17 protein-coding genes are annotated in these 20133 nt (G+C 42.6%); 6 read left to right on the top strand and 11 right to left on the bottom strand.

Annotated elements, in window-relative coordinates:
* Positions 1-17 precede the first annotated feature (17 nt).
* Together udk and apbC are read right to left on the bottom strand one after the other, a co-directional pair.
* Positions 18-656: a uridine kinase gene (gene udk, locus CXF86_RS22370; RefSeq protein WP_101091050.1), complete on the bottom strand. Its 639-nt coding sequence runs from the start codon at positions 654-656 to the stop codon at positions 18-20.
* An 8-nt stretch (positions 657-664) separates the two neighbouring features.
* Complete coding sequence (gene apbC / locus CXF86_RS22365; RefSeq protein ID WP_101091051.1) at positions 665-1780, bottom strand: iron-sulfur cluster carrier protein ApbC; 1116 nt, start codon at positions 1778-1780, stop codon at positions 665-667.
* A gap of 160 nt (positions 1781-1940) precedes the next feature.
* Between apbC and metG the strand changes: the two genes are divergently transcribed.
* Positions 1941-3986 (top strand): methionine--tRNA ligase, encoded by a 2046-nt coding sequence (gene metG / locus CXF86_RS22360; RefSeq protein WP_102040053.1) that lies wholly within the window; start codon positions 1941-1943, stop codon positions 3984-3986.
* Positions 3987-4072: 86 nt separating this feature from the next.
* On the opposite strand, the gene CXF86_RS22355 is transcribed toward metG, so the two are convergent.
* Positions 4073-4825 carry a Nif3-like dinuclear metal center hexameric protein gene (locus tag CXF86_RS22355; protein WP_102040052.1) on the bottom strand — a complete coding sequence of 251 codons (753 nt, stop codon included), beginning with the start codon at positions 4823-4825 and terminating at the stop codon, positions 4073-4075.
* A gap of 374 nt (positions 4826-5199) precedes the next feature.
* Between CXF86_RS22355 and CXF86_RS22350 the strand changes: the two genes are divergently transcribed.
* Entirely contained in the window at positions 5200-5541 is a 342-nt protein-coding gene (locus CXF86_RS22350; RefSeq protein ID WP_101091231.1) for a hypothetical protein, read from the top strand.
* A gap of 132 nt (positions 5542-5673) precedes the next feature.
* On the opposite strand, the gene CXF86_RS22345 is transcribed toward CXF86_RS22350, so the two are convergent.
* Positions 5674-7533, bottom strand: a complete 1860-nt coding sequence (locus CXF86_RS22345) for a choice-of-anchor I family protein (RefSeq protein ID WP_102040051.1) — start codon at positions 7531-7533, stop codon at positions 5674-5676.
* Between the two features lie 504 nt (positions 7534-8037).
* Here CXF86_RS22345 and CXF86_RS22340 point away from each other — a divergent pair.
* The 3 genes from CXF86_RS22340 (at position 8038) to ilvN (ending at position 11751) form a co-directional block, all read left to right on the top strand.
* Positions 8038-9183, top strand: coding sequence for a multidrug effflux MFS transporter (locus CXF86_RS22340; RefSeq protein ID WP_101091232.1), 1146 nt, complete (start codon positions 8038-8040; stop codon positions 9181-9183).
* Between the two features lie 352 nt (positions 9184-9535).
* The gene (locus CXF86_RS22335; protein WP_101091055.1) at positions 9536-11257 is read left to right on the top strand and encodes an acetolactate synthase 3 large subunit; all 1722 of its coding nucleotides are present in this window, start codon (positions 9536-9538) and stop codon (positions 11255-11257) included.
* Entirely contained in the window at positions 11257-11751 is a 495-nt protein-coding gene (gene ilvN, locus CXF86_RS22330) for an acetolactate synthase small subunit (protein ID WP_101091056.1), read from the top strand. Before CXF86_RS22335 ends, ilvN begins: the two co-directional genes overlap by 1 nt.
* A gap of 123 nt (positions 11752-11874) precedes the next feature.
* On the opposite strand, the gene CXF86_RS22325 is transcribed toward ilvN, so the two are convergent.
* The 3 genes from CXF86_RS22325 to CXF86_RS22315 form a co-directional block, all read right to left on the bottom strand.
* On the bottom strand, positions 11875-12315 hold the full coding sequence (locus tag CXF86_RS22325) for an Hsp20 family protein (RefSeq protein WP_102040050.1): 441 nt from the start codon (positions 12313-12315) through the stop codon (positions 11875-11877).
* Between the two features lie 299 nt (positions 12316-12614).
* A complete protein-coding gene (ushA, locus tag CXF86_RS22320) occupies positions 12615-14363 on the bottom strand; it encodes a bifunctional UDP-sugar hydrolase/5'-nucleotidase UshA (protein ID WP_102040049.1) in 1749 nt (582 codons plus the stop codon).
* A gap of 383 nt (positions 14364-14746) precedes the next feature.
* Positions 14747-15418 carry an alpha/beta hydrolase gene (locus CXF86_RS22315; RefSeq protein ID WP_101091059.1) on the bottom strand — a complete coding sequence of 224 codons (672 nt, stop codon included), beginning with the start codon at positions 15416-15418 and terminating at the stop codon, positions 14747-14749.
* 440 nt (positions 15419-15858) lie between these two features.
* On the opposite strand from CXF86_RS22315, the gene CXF86_RS22310 reads away from it, so the two are divergent.
* Entirely contained in the window at positions 15859-16869 is a 1011-nt protein-coding gene (locus CXF86_RS22310; RefSeq protein ID WP_102040048.1) for a glutathione S-transferase family protein, read from the top strand.
* 12 nt (positions 16870-16881) lie between these two features.
* Here the strand turns inward: CXF86_RS22310 and CXF86_RS22305 are convergent, their stop codons facing one another.
* The 4 genes from CXF86_RS22305 to CXF86_RS22290 form a co-directional block, all read right to left on the bottom strand.
* Complete coding sequence (locus tag CXF86_RS22305) at positions 16882-17100, bottom strand: DUF3389 family protein (RefSeq protein ID WP_102040047.1); 219 nt, start codon at positions 17098-17100, stop codon at positions 16882-16884.
* Positions 17101-17179: 79 nt separating this feature from the next.
* On the bottom strand, positions 17180-17662 hold the full coding sequence (locus CXF86_RS22300) for an FKBP-type peptidyl-prolyl cis-trans isomerase (RefSeq protein WP_101091062.1): 483 nt from the start codon (positions 17660-17662) through the stop codon (positions 17180-17182).
* A 72-nt stretch (positions 17663-17734) separates the two neighbouring features.
* A complete protein-coding gene (locus CXF86_RS22295) occupies positions 17735-18598 on the bottom strand; it encodes a WYL domain-containing protein (protein WP_101091063.1) in 864 nt (287 codons plus the stop codon).
* A 127-nt stretch (positions 18599-18725) separates the two neighbouring features.
* The gene (locus CXF86_RS22290) at positions 18726-19916 is read right to left on the bottom strand and encodes a lytic murein transglycosylase (RefSeq protein ID WP_101091064.1); all 1191 of its coding nucleotides are present in this window, start codon (positions 19914-19916) and stop codon (positions 18726-18728) included.
* Between the last annotated feature and the right edge of the window lie 217 nt (positions 19917-20133).

Genomic DNA, 20133 nt, shown 5'->3' with positions numbered 1-20133 from the left:
GATTTTTTAGGTTACTTTTACTTAACTAGAAGGTGCTGTATTCGTGCCTTTAAAATATCGGTCGCAATACGGTTCTTACCGCCACGAGGTACAATAATATCTGCGTATTGTTTTGACGGTTCAATGAATTGTAAAAACATCGGTCGTACCGTCTCGGTGTACTGTGCCATCACCGATTCCATTGTTCTACCACGTTCAGCTACGTCACGGGAGAGTCTGCGCATAAAACAGATATCGAGTGGAGTATCCATAAATACACTCGCATCCATTTGCTCACGCAAAGCAGGGTCAGTAAGCAGTAGGATCCCTTCAAGAATAATCACTTTCTTAGGGGTTAAGGTTACTTTCTCATCAGTACGAGTATGTTCGTTATAGCTATAAACTGGAATATCAACAGCGTTGCCTTCTTTGAGCGCACGTAAATGCTTACAAAGTAACTCGTGATCAAGCGCTTTAGGATGATCGTAGTTAGTTAAAACACGTTCATCCATCGACATATGACCTTGGTCACGATAGTAAGCATCTTCAGCAATAACACCAATTTGATCAGTGCCTAAATCACGGCATAACTCTTCATAAATCGTTTTGGCAATAAGACTCTTACCTGAGGCCGATGCGCCTGCAATTGCGATTACAACACATTGTTTTGAATTCATTTTAAAATCTACTCATCGTCCGATATGCTTATTGACACTTTAGATTGCGCTTGGCATAACGCAAGTTGAGCGCCCACTTTGCGGGCTATTTCACGATACATGCTAGAAACCTGACACTCGCTATCAGCGACTACCGTGGGTATTCCTTTATCGACATCTTCTCGAATATTTAACTGTAATGGCAACTGCCCCAATAATGGAACATTGTAACGAGTTGCCATTTTTTCGCCGCCATCAGCGCCGAAAGGATGATCTTTATGACCGCATTCAGGGCATAAATGAAAACTCATGTTTTCAACAATACCGAGTACTGGAATATTGACCTTTTGGAACATATTCACGCCTTTTTTAGCGTCAGCCAAGGCAATATCTTGCGGTGTTGTTACAATGACGGCGCCACTTACCGGTACTTTTTGCGATAAGGTGAGCTGGATATCACCTGTTCCTGGTGGCATATCGATCACCATATAATCCAACTCTGGCCATTCAGTCTCAGTCAGTAATTGAATCAATGCACCCGCTGCCATTGGACCACGCCATACAGCTGCTTGGTCACCATCTAGCATAAAACCTATCGATTGCGCAGAAATGCCATGAGCTTTGGCGGCAGTCATTATCTTTCCATCCGGAGAGACAGGTTTAAAACCTTCAACGCCTAGCATCATAGGAATGGATGGACCATAAATGTCAGCATCCAAAATACCCACGCGGGCACCTTCTGCTGCCAGCGCTAATGCAAGGTTGACAGCCGTTGTTGACTTACCTACACCGCCTTTACCTGATGCAACCGCAATAATCTGGCGTATATTTGGCAGAGGTTCTACTGCACTGATCGCTGATACAGTATCTGGCTGAAAATCGATTTCACACTCTACTTCATCAATTGCATCTAATACCGCTAACTCTTTTGTTACCGCCATGACGATATCTTGATATTGCGTTTGGCATGGGTACGAGTAACAAAGGCCCAATTGCAAGCGTTTACCTTCAATTGCAAGGCTAGTCACCATGCCGGCACTTAAAAAGCTTTTGTTTAAATATGGATCTTGGAACGCATCAAGAATGGCTAGAACAGGAACGAGAAGATCATCACTGAGATGATAATTTGGGTGAGATGAAGACAAAATGTAGACCCCCTAAATATGATTTGCGCAATTGTACCAGAATTTTAGGTAAACATTAGTTTAGATTTACCACAGTTACGCTAGGTTTTGATGAAACTCAGCATTGGATCGGTTAGTATCTATTCCATTCTATTTAGGTTCCCAGCGATTTCGAGAAAAGATGGCCAATTCACAACGTAAAATCTTAGTCACTAGTGCACTTCCGTATGCCAATGGTCCGATCCATTTAGGCCATATGCTTGAGTATATTCAAACCGATATTTGGTCACGTTTTCAAAAGTTACGTGGACATGAATGTCACTATATCTGTGCGGATGATGCTCATGGCACGCCAATTATGCTTAAAGCACAGCAGATGGGCATTGCACCAGAAGAGATGATTGCTCAAGTACAAAAAGAGCATGAAAAAGATTTTGCTGATTTCAATATTCAATTTGATAATTTCCACAGCACTCACAGCGAAGAAAACCGTGAACTTGCCAATGAAATTTACCTCAAGTTACGTGATGCGGGTTATATAAAAACCAAAACGATTTCACAGTTATTCGATCCAGAAAAGTTAATGTTCTTGCCAGACCGATTTGTCAAAGGCACTTGCCCAAAATGTAAAAGTGAAGACCAATACGGTGATAACTGTGACAATTGCGGCGCGACTTATAGCACTACCGACCTAATCAACCCTTATTCTGCAGTTTCTGGTGCTACACCAGTGATGAAAGACAGTGAGCATTTCTTTTTTGATCTACCTGCATTTGAAACCATGCTTGGCGAATGGTTAGCTTCTGGTTCACTGCAACCTGAAATCGCGAACAAATTAAGAGAATGGTTCGGTCAAGGATTGCAACAGTGGGATATTTCTCGTGATGCGCCTTATTTTGGGTTTGAAATACCGGATCAACCAGGTAAATTTTTCTATGTATGGCTAGATGCGCCAATCGGCTACATGGGTTCATTCAAAAATTTATGTGACAAACGTGAAGATTTAAATTTTGACGAATTTTGGAGCCTAGATTCTAAAGCTGAGCTATATCACTTCATCGGTAAAGATATTGTCAACTTCCATGGTTTATTCTGGCCTGCCGTACTAGACGGTGCCGGAATTCGGAAACCTACAGCGGTCTACGCACACGGTTATGTCACTGTAAACGGCGCTAAAATGTCTAAGTCAAAAGGCACGTTCATTAAAGCACGTACCTATTTAGATAATTTAGACCCTGAGTATCTTCGTTACTACTACGCAGCTAAATTAAATAGTCGTGTCGATGACTTAGATTTGAACCTTGAAGACTTCGCTCAACGTGTTAACTCAGATTTAGTCGGAAAGCTTGTTAACTTAGCCTCAAGAACAGCTGGTTTTATCAGTAAACGTTTCGATGGTAAGTTAGCTAAAATTAATGATATGACTTTGACTGAAGCATTCTTGTCAAAGCAGGACATTATTGCAGATTTATATGAAACACGTGAATTCGGTAAAGCGATGCGTGAAATCATGACGCTTGCTGATGTTGCTAATGCTTATGTTGCTGACGCTGCTCCATGGCAATTAATTAAAGATGACGCTAAGCAAGAAGAAGCCCATCAAGTCTGTAGTAACGCACTAAACTTATTCCGCATTCTAGTCACATATCTAAAACCAGTATTGCCAAAACTTGCGGCAGATGTTGAAGCATTCCTACAGATAGAGCTAACGTGGAATAATTTGGACGTCGATCTCGCTGATCATGAAATCGCTAAATTCAAAGCATTAATGCAGCGTATCGAAATGAAGAGTATCGAAGCGATTATCGAAGCTTCATCAGAGAATCTCCAAGTCACCAAAGACGTTGAAGTGCCTAAAGTTGAAGAAGTGCAAACGGAACTTGAGAAAGAACCGTTAGCAGCTGAAATTAGTTTTGATGATTTCGCCAAGATTGATCTGCGTATTGCGCTGATTTCAAAAGCTGAACATATTGAAAAAGCCAACAAACTGCTTCGATTAGAGCTTGATTTAGGGGGTGAAATCAAACAAGTCTTCGCCGGTATAAAATCAGCTTATGCGCCTGAAGATTTGGTTGGCAAGCACACGGTAATGGTGGCTAACCTTGCGCCGCGTAAAATGAAATTCGGTGAGTCTGAAGGTATGGTACTCGCTGCTGGCCCAGGCGGTAAAGATATCTGGATCCTTGAGCCACATGCAGGTGCAAAACCTGGTATGCGAGTGATGTAGCGCTTATCTAAACGCGGGCACCCGCCATAAAAAGCCGCTCAACGTTGAGCGGCTTTTTTGTATCCGTTTATCGTTATCAACTCAGTCTAAACTGGATTACTGATATCAATGAAATGGTGCTTTAAGCCAAATTTATCGGCTAGATGTTTACCGAGCGCCTGAATGCCATAAAGCTCTGTAGCGTGATGTCCCGCGCCGTAATACTGAATATTTTGCTCGATTGCGCAGTGATATGTGCGCTCTGATGCTTCGCCACTAATAAATGCATCAATCCCAAGGGATGCTGCAATATCGATGTAGTCTTGCGCGCCACCCGTGCACCAAGCAATTGTCTCGACTAGGCTTTGTTCGTCACCAAGGTGCAAACACTCTCTTGATAGCGTGTGTGAGATGGCCGCTGCAAGATCTTTTGCCAGCACGGGTGTGCTGAGTTCGCCACGCCATATTAAGCCTTGCGCGTGCCCTTCAATCACTCGTGCGTTTTCTATGCCAATCACTTTACCAAATTCAGCATTGTTGCCCACCTCAGGATGTGCATCTAACGGCAAGTGGTAACCAAACAAGTTAATATCATTGAGCAGTAACGCTTTAATTCTTTTCTGCTTCATCCCAACGATAATCTCGGGCTCACTTTTCCAAAAAAAACCATGATGTACAATAATCGCATCGGCGTTTAACGCTATCGCTTCATCAATCAAGGCTTGGCAAGCCGTTACGCCTGTCACAATAGTGTTAATCTCTTGTTTACCTTCAACCTGCAACCCATTAGGTGCGTAATCTTTAAAATTGGCGACCTGTAGGTATTGTGCCAAATACTGGCTTAATTCTGTGCGTGTCATTAGCTCACCTATAAAATGTTCTTTTGCATACCCTATTCTCGCTTTTTATGCCCAAACAAGCCAATTCAAGTTCCATTTAAGCAGCACATTTTTATACCAGTTGCATTAAAAGTTTGACCATTCAGCGGGAATTCAAAAGCCCTGTTGGCGAGTTAGGGGATTCAAGCTAATAGTTATTCTATAGCTAAAGCCCACCGAAATTTAAATTGTCATATCCCAAATATCAGCAATTTTGACTCACATAATGGCGGTGAAATGTCTAAATCATCCTATAGTTGAAGGCATTAGTGGTGAAAATTGGACTTTTTGGTGCATTAAACGATAAAATCACTCGAAACCTTCATGTAAACACAAAAAATAAACAGGTTATTATTATGTCAAAACTGACCAAAGAAGAGGTTATCAGTACACTTGAGGCCACACTTGCTAAGCAAGAAGGCCAAGCTGTTAAAATTGAACAGAAAGGTAGCTGGTACAAAATCGATGGCGGTAAATCATTACGCTTCAGTGAGTTAGAAGTGATGTTAGCCGAAATGGGTGACAAAAGTGCTCCCATAGAAGCTAAAGCCGATAAAAAAGTAGCAGCCAAGCCAGCTGCCATAAAAGCCACGCCTAAAAAGGTCGCTAAACCCGCGGCTAAAACTGGCGGCAAAACAGCTAAAGAACTTTGGCGTGAAAAGTTAGCGGGTAAAGGTCAACTTCCTCGCGGCTTCTAAGTCGGTACTTGCGGCAATTTGAGCATCGCTCATCATTTGCCTTGCTTAAGTGCTAAAAAACTCCGTTACTGTTGCAGCAACGGAGTTTTTTATTTTAACGCTTTTAATCATCGTTTCTAATACCAACTATAACTAGAAACTCAGTGCATACACACTGGTGGTTCCACTCACCTCATTGCCTATAACTAACAAAGGCTGCGAAGTAGGACTGTCGTTTGCGCTGATGAACTTCATCCCTTCAGGGCCGAGATCTCCAGCAAGACTCGCATCACCTTTCACTTCACCCGTATCGCTATCAATTTCAAAGTCTGTATCAAAATCACGATTGACCACATAGTCGACAAAGCTGACTGAAAATGGGTTGGTGATATTGTAAATCATAATGCCACCAGTGCGCTCTAAACCAATAAAAGCATAGTATTGGTCGGCTATTTTTCCAATCGCTAATGCTTCAGGTTCGCCGGCCTTGTCATCACTGCGGCTATCGCCTTTGTTCTCATCGTTATTATTATTAAAATTATCTCCAAGTACTGCGGCGGTAATACGGGAAAACTCTGAGCCACTGTCAAACACCTGATTGCCATGCTCGTCCCAGATAGAGAATGAACGGGCGCCATAACTGATAATTTGATCTACGTCACCATCGTTATCAATATCACCCATGCTGGTCGTCACTTTAAGACGGCCTAATTGGGTCTTGTCTTGCGCTGCACCTAATTGTGGGTGACTGGGGTCTAAATTCAAATCATCTGCTCTGGCTTCTTCTGAAAAGCCATCGTAGTCCCTAGCATCACCTTCGTTAGCGGTGACAATAAAATTAGTCTGCCGCCACTGATAGCTGCTAATGGTATCGGGTTGATACATGCCGTAGACCCCAGCATATGCACTGAAGTTAATCCGGCTATCTTTGTCACTGGCGTCAATTCTATTTTCATATAAGCCGTAATCTTTAAGCCCTAGCGGCAGAATAGATTCAATCTTTTTATCTTTAAGATCGATGACCGCAATGGCATTGTTTTCTTGTAAAGACACGTAAGCCTTTAGATTATCTTCACTCACCGCAATATATTCAGGCTCCAAGTCTTGTGCGACAGAGGCATTAGGCCCGTTGATCTTGATCATTGAGTCCAGCTCACCTTCGCGGGCTCCACCCTTGTTAAAATCAGCAAAACCGATAGCTGTCGCAGTCGTTGCTGGAATATTTTCTGTAATTGCAATCATTGATATGCTGCCTTCAGGATCAAGGCTATAAGCCGTGTTTGGCTCTCCTTCATTAGCCACTATCAATAACGAGCCATTGCGATTAAACGTCACGTTATCCGGTAATGCTCCGACTTCAACGGCATGAAGGAAGCTTGTTTCACCCGCGTCATTGATACGATAAAAAGCGACGAAACCATTGGCTTGTTTACTGTTGCCCAGCGCATCACCTCGCTCTATCGCCACCGCGAGCAGATCCCCATAAACACTTAAACTATTAACGCCGCCTAAATGAGTAAGACCCACATCTGCAGCCACATCAATATCAGTAGTTTTAACGATATTATTAAGGGCCAGTGCACCACTGCCTGACACCGCATCAGTGACATCGATATCAGCCGCGTTAAGTACATCGACTTTGCCGCTCTTAGCGTTGATCACAAATACTTGTTTCGATAACGGGTCAAAATCGACGATTTCAGCTGCGCTCAGTCCATAGATTTCGCTTTGGTAACGGCCGACCAATTCAGCCTTTAACGTCGCGCCCTGACCATGACAAACAGTTTGTGACTGAGCATCGTCAATCTCACTTTCATCCAAAACGCCATTAGCGTTTACGTCTAAACCTGACTGCAGTAGTTGTCCACCCATAGCACATTGTTCATTACCAATCGAGAGTGTTGACATTTTCACCAAGGTATTACTACCATTTTGCCCAGATGTGCCATCACTGCAAGCCGTTAGTAATAATGCCGACATTAACAGCGGTACAATTGTGTACTCGTTATTCATTTCATTCCCTTCGTAATAAGCAATTAGCTGCACCTACTTTTTCAGCAACTTGAATTATAAAGTCGCCTAATTTAGAACGAAATAAAGTCACGGCAATGACATTTAGATAACAGTTGAATGACAGTTGAATGACAGTTGCACGAGAAAATGGACTGACTAATTAGTTGCGAGGCTTTCAACACAAATTGAATCACTTTTTAGCACGGTTACAATATAATTTTGATTGGTTAAATGTTTTTAAAACGATAATATAGTGTCGTAAAATACTTTTTATACAATGAGTACCATCTCAATTCGACCTTAAATCAACTAAACTAACGGGTCCTTAATGCTTTAATTAAGTCACATTAAGATCGACTCCCTAGTTAATATATTTCAAGTATTTCCGACAAATCCGCAGCTCAGCAAGCAACACTCAAAGAGGCAGTATTGAAGAACACGTCCAACAATGAACAACCAAGCACCCATCCGGTTGGCATCCCCAATTTAGCATTACTCATCCCAATGCTTGCCGCGATTGTAGCCATTACACCGTTAGCCATCGATATGTATTTACCGGCCATGGCAGCGCTAGCCAGCAGTTTTGACACTGGCATTACGTTAGTTCAACAATCTCTTAGCCTATATTTAGCTGGCTACGCCCTAGGTATGCTGTGCTTTGGTCCGCTTGCTGATAGGTATGGTCGCCGCAAGATGGTGATAATTGGTTTAACGGGCTTTATGCTCACCAGCTTTGCTCTGACATTTGTTCAATCAATTGAAGCCTTTTTGGCATTAAGATTCTTACAAGCTTTTATCGGCGCTGCCGCCACGGTTGTTGTGCCCGGATATATTAAAGAGGTTTACGGACAGAACACCGCTAAAGGGATGTCCTATGTCAGCCTTATTATGATGCTTGCACCGCTTATTGCGCCGAGTATTGGGAGCTTAATTTTAGAACTTGGGGATTGGCACCTAATTTTCTTTATTCTAGCGTTTTATGCGCTGGCATTACTTTTTTTAGTGTGTTTTAAATTAAAAATGCCGAGTGACCGTGATGCAAGCAGCCGCAGTGGTAAATCATTTTTTGGCGCCTATGCCACCGTATTGACCAAACCAGGTGTGAAGCTCAATATTACCTGTGGTGTACTCACCTCCTTTGCCTTTTTCTGCTATTTAACCGCCTCACCGTTTGTCTATATGGAAGTGTTCGGACTCGACAAATCACTATTTGCCATTTTGTTTAGCACCAATGTTGGTGCACTGATGCTCGCGAATGTAGTCAATAGCAAGATTGTGGGTCGTTACGGCTCAAAAAGAATGCTACGTGTATCGACCATTTTCGGTGCAATAGCCGCAAGCGGCTTATTACTGGTCAACATGCTCGACTTAAACTACCTATTTACTGTTGTTATGTTACTGCCATTAATGGCGTGTCTCGGTGTGATGTCTGTCAATGCCGATGCCATTGTATTGATGAAATTCCAACAAGAAACCGGCACCGCAACGGCCGTAATAGGAACACTTAGGTTCGGATGCGGCGCACTCGCAGGTCCGCTACTTGCATTGTTCTATACCGGAACCGCAGTGCCCTTCTCTGCACTCATGTTGGCTGCTGTTATTCTTGTCGGCTTATGCCAACTGTTTAGTAAACGAGAGCCGAACCTATAACAATGTAAGACAATCACGCTTACCGTGATTGTCGCCTCTCTATAGCCAAACCTTCCTTTAATCACTTGTCATTAACCACCTGCAACTTTGCTTTTCTGTCCGCCATATTGAAAATTCTTCATTTAGAACGATTTATTTGCATTCATGCCTTGTAATCGTATGGGGGTTTTATATGATGAAGCTGACTCAAATTGAAGTCATCGCCGCACAAGTACCTCTGTGAAGACTCATTTTCAGTTGAGATTAACGGCAAACGAGAGCAAGGATTACCATCCAAGCTTAATTTTAGAGCGATTACCGTCGCTGTAGTGAGATACTGCATACCGTAGCGGTAACTTAAAAAGGAATTATTATGGAGAAGCTATCAGGCGCCAGTATGGTCGTCCGTTCTCTTATCGACGAAGGCGTTAAACATATTTTTGGCTATCCAGGCGGATCAGTTTTAGATATTTACGACGCACTGCACGAAAAGTCCACCATTGAACATATACTCGTGCGACATGAACAAGCTGCCGTGCACATGGCTGACGGTTATGCTCGTGCTACAGGTGACGTTGGCGTAGTCCTTGTCACCTCCGGTCCTGGTGCTACCAATACCATTACTGGTATTGCTACCGCTTACATGGACTCTATTCCTTTAGTGGTTATTTCAGGTCAGGTTCATAGCCACCTCATTGGTAATGATGCATTCCAAGAATGCGACATGATTGGTATATCTAGACCGGTTGTTAAGCATAGTTTTTTAGTCACTGATCCGCGTGACATTCCGACTATCATCAAGAAAGCATTTTTCATTGCCGCCAGTGGTCGTCCAGGTCCTGTGGTGGTTGATGTGCCTAAAGACTGTATGAACCCAGAAATTTTGCATGAATATCAATATCCAGAGGATATTTCCATGCGTTCATATAACCCCACTACATCTGGCCACAAAGGCCAGATCCGCAGAGGTTTACAAGCACTCTTAGCCGCTAAAAAACCTGTTTTATACGTCGGTGGCGGCGCAGTTATATCTGGGTGTGACAGCCAGATCCTCGCGCTGTCAGAAAAGCTTGGAATTCCAGTGGTAAGCACTCTGATGGGACTAGGCGCCTTTCCTGGTACTCACCCTAACAGTGTCGGTATGCTCGGTATGCACGGTTGCTATGAAGCAAACATGACCATGCATAACAGTGATCTTATCTTTGGTATTGGGGTTCGTTTTGATGATCGCACCACCAATAATGTAGAAAAATACTGTCCAAATGCCACTATTTTACACATTGATATCGATCCCTCTTCAATCTCAAAAACCATTAAAGTCGATATTCCAATCGTGGGTTCTGCTGATCAAGTATTGGATGAAATGCTAAAGCAGATTGAAGCCAATGATTATGCTATTACCGATCCGACTGCCAATGATCATTGGTGGGGCGACATTGCCAAGTGGTGTGGTCGCAAGAGTTTAGATTACCAAAAATCAGATACAAAGATAAAACCACAGCAAGTTATCGAAGTCATGCATAAATTAACCAATGGTGATGCCTATGTAGCATCCGATGTTGGTCAACACCAAATGTTTGCTGCGCTCTACTATCCATTTAATAAGCCACGTCGTTGGATTAACTCTGGCGGCCTTGGCACCATGGGCTTTGGCCTGCCTGCCGCAATGGGTGTTAAGCTTGCAAAACCCGATGAAACGGTTATTTGCGTTACGGGTGATGGCTCTATTCAAATGAATATCCAAGAGTTATCAACCGCACTACAATACGATATTCCCGTTAAAATCATCAACCTAAACAATCACTTTTTGGGTATGGTTAAACAGTGGCAAGACATGATATACGCAGGTCGTCATTCTCAATCCTACATGGACTCGGTACCCGATTTTGCCAAAATTGCCGAAGCGTATGGCCATGTAGGTATGACCATTCGTGATCCTGCCGAGCTAGAATCAGGTTTAGAGAAAGCCTTCGCCATGACAGACAAATTAGTCTTTGTCGACATTCACGTTGATGAGACCGAACACGTATACCCGATGTTAATTCGTGGCGGTGCGATGAATGAAATGTGGTTGAGCAAAACGGAGAAAAGCTAATGCGTCGGATTATATGTGTATTACTTGAAAACCAACCGGGTGCGCTTTCTCGGGTTGTAGGATTATTTTCTCAGCGTGGTTATAACATTGAAACCTTAACTGTAGCGCCAACAGAAGATAAAACCCTATCTCGCTTAACCATTGCCGTAAAAGCTGATGAAGCTGTTCTTGAGCAAATAGAGAAGCAACTACATAAGCTCATTGATGTACTAAAAGTATCTAATATCACTGAGTCTGCGCATGTAGAAAGAGAAGTCGCACTGATTAAAGTCAAAGCACAAGGTGAGCACAGAGAAGAAGTCAAAAGACTGGCAGATATTTTCCGTGGTCAAATTGTCGATGTCACTCAGAGCTTATATACGGTCCAATTAATTGGCACCAGTGATAAGTTAGATGCCTGCATCTCCGCCTTGGCAGATGTGACTAAAGTGATTGAGATTTCACGCTCAGGTGTGGTGGGTCTAGCACGCGGCGAAAAATCAATGCGCGCATAGCGACTAAGCTGAATAGCAATAGTAGATTAGCTGATTAAAAACACCCACTAAAAAGGGAGTCTAAAGACTCCCTTTTTTACATTTCACACTGTAAATAGATCAGCCAGGGAGGCGATAATTTACTTACTTAGCATCCAATATTCTTGATGTGCCGATCTCAATTTTTCTCGGTTTTAACGCCTCGGGGATCTCTCTTTTAAGATCAACATTGAGTAAACCATTTTCTAGATTTGCACCAATAACAGTGACGTAATCAGCCAATTGGAATGTGCGTTCAAATCCACGTTCAGCAATACCTTGATAGAGGTATTTACTCTCTTTATCTTGTTCGGCTTTCGTGCCTTTTACCAGTAGCTTATCACCTTCACTGGTAATATCGAGTTCATCCATAGTAAAGCCAGCAACCGCCATAGTAATGCGATAACGATGTTCATCAATGAGTTCAATATTATAAGGTGGGTAACCAGAATTACCTTTGTTCGACGCGGCATGTTCAGCAAGTTGCGCTAAACGGTCAAATCCAATGGCACTGCGGTAAAGTGGAGTTAGGTCGTAATTTCTCATGGGTATATCCTTGTATTAAGCAATATATTAAATTAATTTGGCCAACTAGATTGCAAATGCAATGTTGTCGCACCGATTTGTTAAAGGTTAACTTTTATGACCCCGAAGGCATCAATAATTCCGTTAACTTAAGAACCTCGTTGAGCGTTCCATAGTTAATATATGTAGGCATTTTTTTTGTTTTCAAGGCTAGAGTTACAATTATTTGAAGAAATAATCTTAGTAATATTTTTATAAATGAGAAAATTTAGACATAAAAAAAGCAGCCTCAAGGCTGCTTTCTTAAAACAAAGACTAGATTAGCGCTTACAAGCCAATGTGCTATTGCTGTTCAAGAACTGGATTTCACCCGCTACAGGAGCAAAGTCAGCAGCCTTGATATCACCAGTGTCTTTAATGAATGTGTACATAACTTCAGCATCAACATAACCTGTCATAACTGGAGTCAGCTTAGGGTAGCCATCGCCACCAGCAGCATTGAAGCTAGGGACGGTAAAGCTATACATCGCATCAGCAGCGTAGCCTTTACCATTAATGTCGTTAATTGAAACTGTTTTAGCTTCACAATCAACATCCATCTTAATACCCGCAAGTTGTGGATATGCTCCAGAACCTGTTTCACCAACATCAACTGTTGCTACAACATTCAAATATTCAGTAATCTCAGCGCCGGTTAAAGTACTCTTAGTAATTGAGTTGCCAAATGGCTGCACTGTTAACACGTCTTTATAAGTGATTTCGCCCATCTGGATAGAATCACGTACACCGCCAGAGTTCATTACCGCAAAGTCTGCATCTACTTTACTACGTTGAGCTTCAGCAATCAGACGACCCATATTAGTTTGTTGTGTACGAACGATATCTCGGTCACCTTCAAGCTTGCCATCAGTATTACCGATAACTTCAAGCAATTCTTCTTGACCGACATTTTGGTACTGCTGCATAACTTCAAGTACAGTTGCATCAGGCTTAATTTCTTCGCCGATAAGTTCGTAAACTGAGTTGCCATCAGCATCTTTAACCGTATTGCCATCAGCGTCTTTCAGTTTTGCCTTCAAGTTAACAGGGATCAACTTGTAGCTAGCTAAATGCAGCTCATCATTAAAGTATTCAAAATCAGCTTGGCCAACATACTTGCCCCATTCATGTGCCTGCATGATGACTGTACCGTTCTGAACGTCTGGCTTACATTCTGCACCAGGTTTGAACTCAGCATCATATCCGTCGCCTTCCATACAAACAGGATTCTGAGAGTGTCCACCAATCACTGCGGCTAAATCACCTGCTGTCATAGCACGTGCTAGAGCTACGTCACCAGGAGCATTGCTGCCGCTAGCGCCATCGGCATAGTGACCCATATGAGTCGTGGCGAAGATTAAGTCAGCAGTATCTGCGTCCTTAATGTCTTTGATAACTTTCTTAAGCTCTTCTTTTGGATCGGTAAATTCAAGACCGCTGATAAATTCAGGATTACCGATTTTAGCTGTATCTTCCGTCGTTAGACCGACAACAGCAATACGAATACCGTTAATATTAAAAATCTTGTACGGTTCGAAGTAACGAGCACCAGAAACTTTGTCATAGATATTAGCTGCTAGCATCGGGAAGTTAGCTAATTCACGCTGCATATCAACCGTTGATAATGGATTATCAAACTCATGGTTACCAACAGCCATGGCGTCATAACCAATCAGGTTCATACCCACGAAATCTGGACGTGCATCTTGCAAGTCTGACTCAGGTACACCCGTGTTGATATCACCACCAGAAAGTAAGATAGTCTCACCACCGTTCGCCTCAACTTCAGCACGGATCTGGTCGATCAGCGTCTTACGCGCTGCCATACCATACTCGCCCTTACTGTTTTCAAAGAAACGACCATGGTTGTCGTTAGTGTGAAGTACGGTGAAAATAGTACAAGCTTCACCAGCTTCTGCACATGTTGTCGGCAATACAACTTCTTTATTGTCATCATTGTCGCTGCCACACGCTGTTAACGCAGTTACAACAGCAGTCGCCACTAGCCCTTTGATTAAAGTCTTATTCATTAAAATCAACCCCTTGATTATTTTTATGTTTTCGTAATATTTTAATTAGTTCGGCAGAAATAACCCTATTTTCGCCGTGAAGCATCTTAGCAAAGATTATGCTTTATTTGTGTTACAAATATTACATTAGATGAACTAAATAACTCATTTCTAAGTGTTTTATTTCAAATTACGTGTTAAAAACAGAACAAAGGGGTAACCATAATGATTAAGCGAGGGCGTTATAAACTGTGGCAACATAAATACAGGCAACTAAAATAAAGCATTTCATCAATTTAGATATTTTAACGGTTTATAAAAGATTGTCTTTAAATGAGAACAAGCGTTGCAACAACTCACAACGCCTCGCTGCTCAAAAAACAAGCTATTAGACTATTCTAATCTTACTTTAGGACTTTTTGTAGCCATTTTGAGATGTCACGCAGCTGTTCCGGTAGCACATTATGTCCCATATCATAGGTTTGCCACTGATTAACATAGCCTTGCTCTTTAAGAAGTTCGAATGCCATTAACCCTGCACTTAATAGGACAACTTCATCCTGAACACCATGTTGCTGAAGTACTGGGGTCAATGCATTCACACTCGCAAGGTCATTTGGCAATTTATCAGCAGTAGGCAAATAACACGACAACCCCATTATTCCTGCCAATTTATGTTGCAGTCTTAAGCCGGTAAACAAACTCATTACACCGCCTTGGCTGAATCCTGCGAGCACGATATTACTCGACTCAATGCCCAACGCTATTTGTTCATCAATAAGCGCTCTGATGAGAACTTCACTTTCTAAAACCCCCTGCATGTCAGCGCGGTCATGCAAGTCCATACTTTTTATGTCATACCATGCACGCATAACATAGCCACCATTAATGGTGACAGCTTGCTCTGGGGCATGGGGAAAGATAAATCGAATAGCATGATCACTTGGCAGCCCTAATGCTGGCACCACAGGCGCAAAACCTGCACCTGAATCTCCCAACCCATGCAGCCAAATCACACAGGCAGTTGCCTTAGTGATGGGCTCGACTGTAATTCTCTCTAACGGCTTATCTAACATGACGTTCCTTTTCAATGGCAATGGCTAATTAACTGCGCGCAATAATATCAGGAGCAGAGCTGTTAATACCAGTTCCATTAAATATGTGACCAATTCAGAGCTCTCTCAGGGCTTTCAATTCCAGGCGCATTGTGGAAGAAATGGTTATTCCCTTTTAAGGCGATGCAACGCAGGAGTAAAAGTCCTGAGAAGCTCACAACGTGCGGGTTTAAAATCACTTTAATACTGCGCATGTGGCTTTCGATATAGAATAACTATTAGCTACAACCCACTTGCTTGCCTAAAGTAATTTTAATTCCCGCTGAATGAGCAACTATTTAATGGAATTGGTATAACACATATTTAATAGAAAGGTTTAAACCACTAAATGCGCTTTAATGTCGACCTTCTGGCAACTAAGCTGTGATTACTAATAATAGATAAAATGGAAATCGAACATAATGGGCTTACTGCATAATGGTCAATGGATCGACAAATGGTATCCAACAGATAAAACGGCTGGCGAGTTTAGCCGATCAGAATCTAGCTTTAGAGACTGGATAACCCAAGATGGGCAACCTAAAAAAGCGGGTACACAGGGGTTCAAAGCCGAAAAAAATCGCTATCATCTTTATGTATCATTAGCTTGTCCGTGGGCGCATCGAACATTAATCTATCTACAATTGAAAAACCTACAACACATAATAGGCGTTACAGTGGTTGAACCGCATATGCTCGCTAATGGCTGGGAGTTTTCTGGCGTCAACCAAAGCGAAATCGCACATCATATCGATGGTGCTCAACACGACGCATTAAACGCTGCCAATTTTCTCTATCAAATCTATCAAAAAGCAGATGCCAACTATAACGGCCGCGTTACAGTACCTGTGCTATGGGACTCGCATACACACACCATTGTCAGTAACGAATCAGCTGAAATTATACGGATGCTGAACAGTGAGTTTGATCATTTAGTTGATAACGACCGTGATTTTTATCCGCTGCAATTACAAACTGAAATTGATGAATTAAACACATGGATATATAGCAGCATTAATAATGGTGTCTATAAAGCCGGTTTTGCCACCAGCCAAACCGCATATAATGACGCTTACCAGCAACTCTTTGATGCACTCGATAAGCTAGAACTGCGGCTTACAACTAAACGCTACCTCACTGGTAATGTCTTTACTGAAGCTGACATTCGTCTGTTTACCACCTTAATTCGTTTTGATGCTGTTTATGTTGGACACTTTAAAACCAATAAAAAGCGCATAGAGGACTACCCTAACCTCTCCGGTTATGTGAAAGATATTTATCAGATGAAGGGAGTGTCGCAGACGGTAAATCTTGAGCACATTAAGCAGCATTACTATTTCAGTCATGACATGATTAACCCAACTCGAATTGTTCCCAACGGGCCGGAACTCGATTTTAACCAACCCCATAGTCGACAAGATATGAGGTCATGAATGTAAGCTTCGCTAGCCAATCCCGAGTTCTGTTTTTATTGTTTGTAGCTGTTCGTTGTTGTCCAATTTAATACTCCAACGAACGGCGCCAGCATCAGCAACCATCATTAATGCATCTGGATGAAACTTAATATCTTCCACCATCGCATAAAGCTGACACTGATTATTTAGTCTGATTTGAACTTCAAATGGACTCAGTACCATTTTGCCACTGCTTAATTCTATGATCATGTTTTGTCTCTGCAGTATTGACTCATTAATCAAAAAAGCCCAAACAATGTTGGGCTTTTTTGTTGCCGATTAAATCAGCTTAGTGGTGGTGACCACCTTTACCATGGGCGTGGCCGTGGGCAACCTCTTCAGGTGTTGCATCACGAACATCAGCCACTTCAATATCAAATGTTAATTCACGGCCCGCAAGAGGATGGTTAACATCCACAGTCGCCATAAACTTACCCATTTTGATAATAGTCACCTGACGTTGACCGTCATCGGTATTAATCAATGCACGCATACCCGCTTTCCACACTTTAGCGCCTTGCAGATGCTTAACCGAAACACGCTGCTCTGCATCATCATTACGCTCACCGTAAGTTTCGCTTGCTGGCAGTGTGACTGAAAAAGTAGCGCCAGCGTCTTTTCCCACAAGTGCTTTTTCAACACCAGGCATCATATTGTTGTGACCATGAAGGTACGCAATCGGCTCAAGGTCTTTATTGCTCTCTAAAACTTCGCCCTGTTCATCACGTAGTGTGTAGTTAAATTGCACTACAGAATTGTCTTTAATACTCATGGTAATCCTTAACTCAAATTTTGTTGCGTGAGCTTAACAAAAGTCTTTCAAAGCCACTAGTGTTATCTCTTGTTACGATTTGGCGCCAGGTACTATGGTCAAATGTTCTATCTGCTGCAGCACCTCATGGTTGGCCAATGCTAATTGGCATACTCCTGAACCAATCTGATGCTTTGCAGAGCAATCAACGCTCCATTGCCGAAGCAGGTAACCCGCTAACGATGCCCGGCACTTTAAGCTAAGGCGTTTGTCGACCATTTGATAGTCCAGCTCTATTGCCTCAGGGTGAGCTAAAGAGGGGTGAGGAATGAGCGTTAGCTGCACTTCTTGCTGCCAATATTGGTCATTTTCGCAAGTCTCCAAAGATTTAGCACTTACATCTGACATCGAAGCTGTCTTAATTCGTGTCACAACAAAATCAGTAAACACCTGGTTTGCTCTGTCAAAAGCGCGCACATGCCAACGCTGGCCGTTATTAACCAATGCATGGGGCACTATTTCTCGTTGTTTCTTGCCCGATGACACCGACACATATTCAATAGCAAGTGCCTGCTTAGCTTGAATGGCGCGCATTAACGCCGCAATAATCTCTGTATTTGGGTGAATAAGCTGTATCGCGTCAATACACACTGCGCTCGGCTTTATGGGGTGTGATAAACCATCGCCAAAGCCCTTAGCCAGCCCGTGCAGTATAGCTTCGGGCTCGTGGGTAAATAGCGCGGTAAACTCGGGTAAACGATGATAGCACTTCGTTTGATGTACCAAGCGCATATTGGTTGGCGCCAATGTTTTATAACTTTGAAAATCACGTGTAGCGGCGGCAAGTCCGGTGGCAAACTTATTAATTAAATCCTGACGGGAGACTTGACCAAAATACTGTAGGCTGAAATCGATAAATGCTAAACGTTGACGTTGTGCGTGGGAGAGGTTGTCCATTGATATAAGCCATTCCAGTCGATAACTTTATTGATGGAATTCAATCTAATGGATCAACAAAAAAGATGCAATCTTTTTGATTGCATCTTCATTATTGGAAAACGATATGCCTAATAGCCGCTAATGATTACTTTACGGCAAGGGCCTTAAACGTCGCTTCGCTCGGATAGCCGTCAGCAACTAAACCCTTGTCTTTTTGGAATGCTTGCAAGCCCTTTAATGACTTAGAACCCAAAATCCCATCAGGTTTACCCACATCAAAACCGAGAACATTAAGCTGAGTCTGTAACTCTTTTACCCTTGCTCGGCTTAAATTAGGCATTTTAGGCGGATTAACGTTAAGCCCTGCCGCGCCGTTTATTCTGTCAGCAAGATGGCCAACGGCAATGGCGTAGAACGTAGAGCGGTTCCATTTCATTATCACATTGAAGTTGTCATAACCTAAAAAAGCCGGTCCAGTATGCCCTGATGGCAAATATAACGCAGCTTGCATATCCGGTGTGCTAAGTGCGTTTCCATTGGTTTGTCTCAAGCCAAGCTCTGCCCACTTAGTGAGCGGCTGCGCCTCAGATCGCCCAAGGTATGCGTAGCTGAAATCCGCCGGCAGTGTCACTTCACGCCCCCAACGTTCCTCTTTCTTCCAGCCTAAATGTTGCAAAAAATTGGCTGCAGATGAAAGCGCATCTTCCGTACTGTTCCAAAGATCGGCTTTACCATCACCATCACCATCGACCGCATATTTAGCATAAGCAGACGGCATAAACTGTGTATGTCCCATGGCACCCGCCCACGAGCCCACCATTTGTTTTTCATCAAAGCCATACTGCTCTTTTAGCTTTAATGCTTGCATCAACTCAGTGGTAAAGTATTGGCTTCTACGAGGATCACATGCCAATGTTGCCAAAGAATTCAGCACCGACATCTTACCTTTATATGAACCAAAATTAGTTTCAAGTCCCCAAAATGCTAATAAGTACTGCGGGGGAACACCGTATTCTTTTGCTAAGCCTTGCAGCAGTGCTTTGTGCTCTTTATAGAGCTTTCGCCCTTGTTGAACTCGCCAATCGGTAACCCGCTTAGTGAAGTAATTTTCAAACGAGGAACTAAATTCAGGTTGTTTATTATCCAGTTCCATCACTCTAGCCACATATTTTACATTCGCGAGTGTTGTATCAATGGTATGTTGCGACAAACCTTGAGATTTAGCCGTTTGCTGAAGATTAGCCACACAAGTTCCCCAGTCAGGAGAAGCCACTGAGGCGATAGCGGTGGAACTTGTTAATATAAGCGTTGCTGCCAGGGGGATTGATTTAAACAAGAGAAGACTCCCAAAAAATTTAATGACACTAACGTGTTACTTTGATGTGTAGAGATGAAGCTTACCTTAAACGGGTGAGTTAAATGATGATCTTTAATTCATTAAACACTCTATTTGGACCTGTAAGCTGATTTACTCGAAAAACAACATCCTGCAGCATTAATATAGACTAAATCAATGTCATTATTGCAGTTATCTTCACTCATTTGCTTAACCG

Origin of the sequence: Shewanella sp. GutCb (genome assembly GCF_002836135.1) — a bacterium.
GTDB lineage: Bacteria > Pseudomonadota > Gammaproteobacteria > Enterobacterales > Shewanellaceae > Shewanella.
The sequence above is the reverse complement of the archived record's forward strand: the minus strand, read 5'-3'. Positions and strand labels throughout refer to the sequence as shown.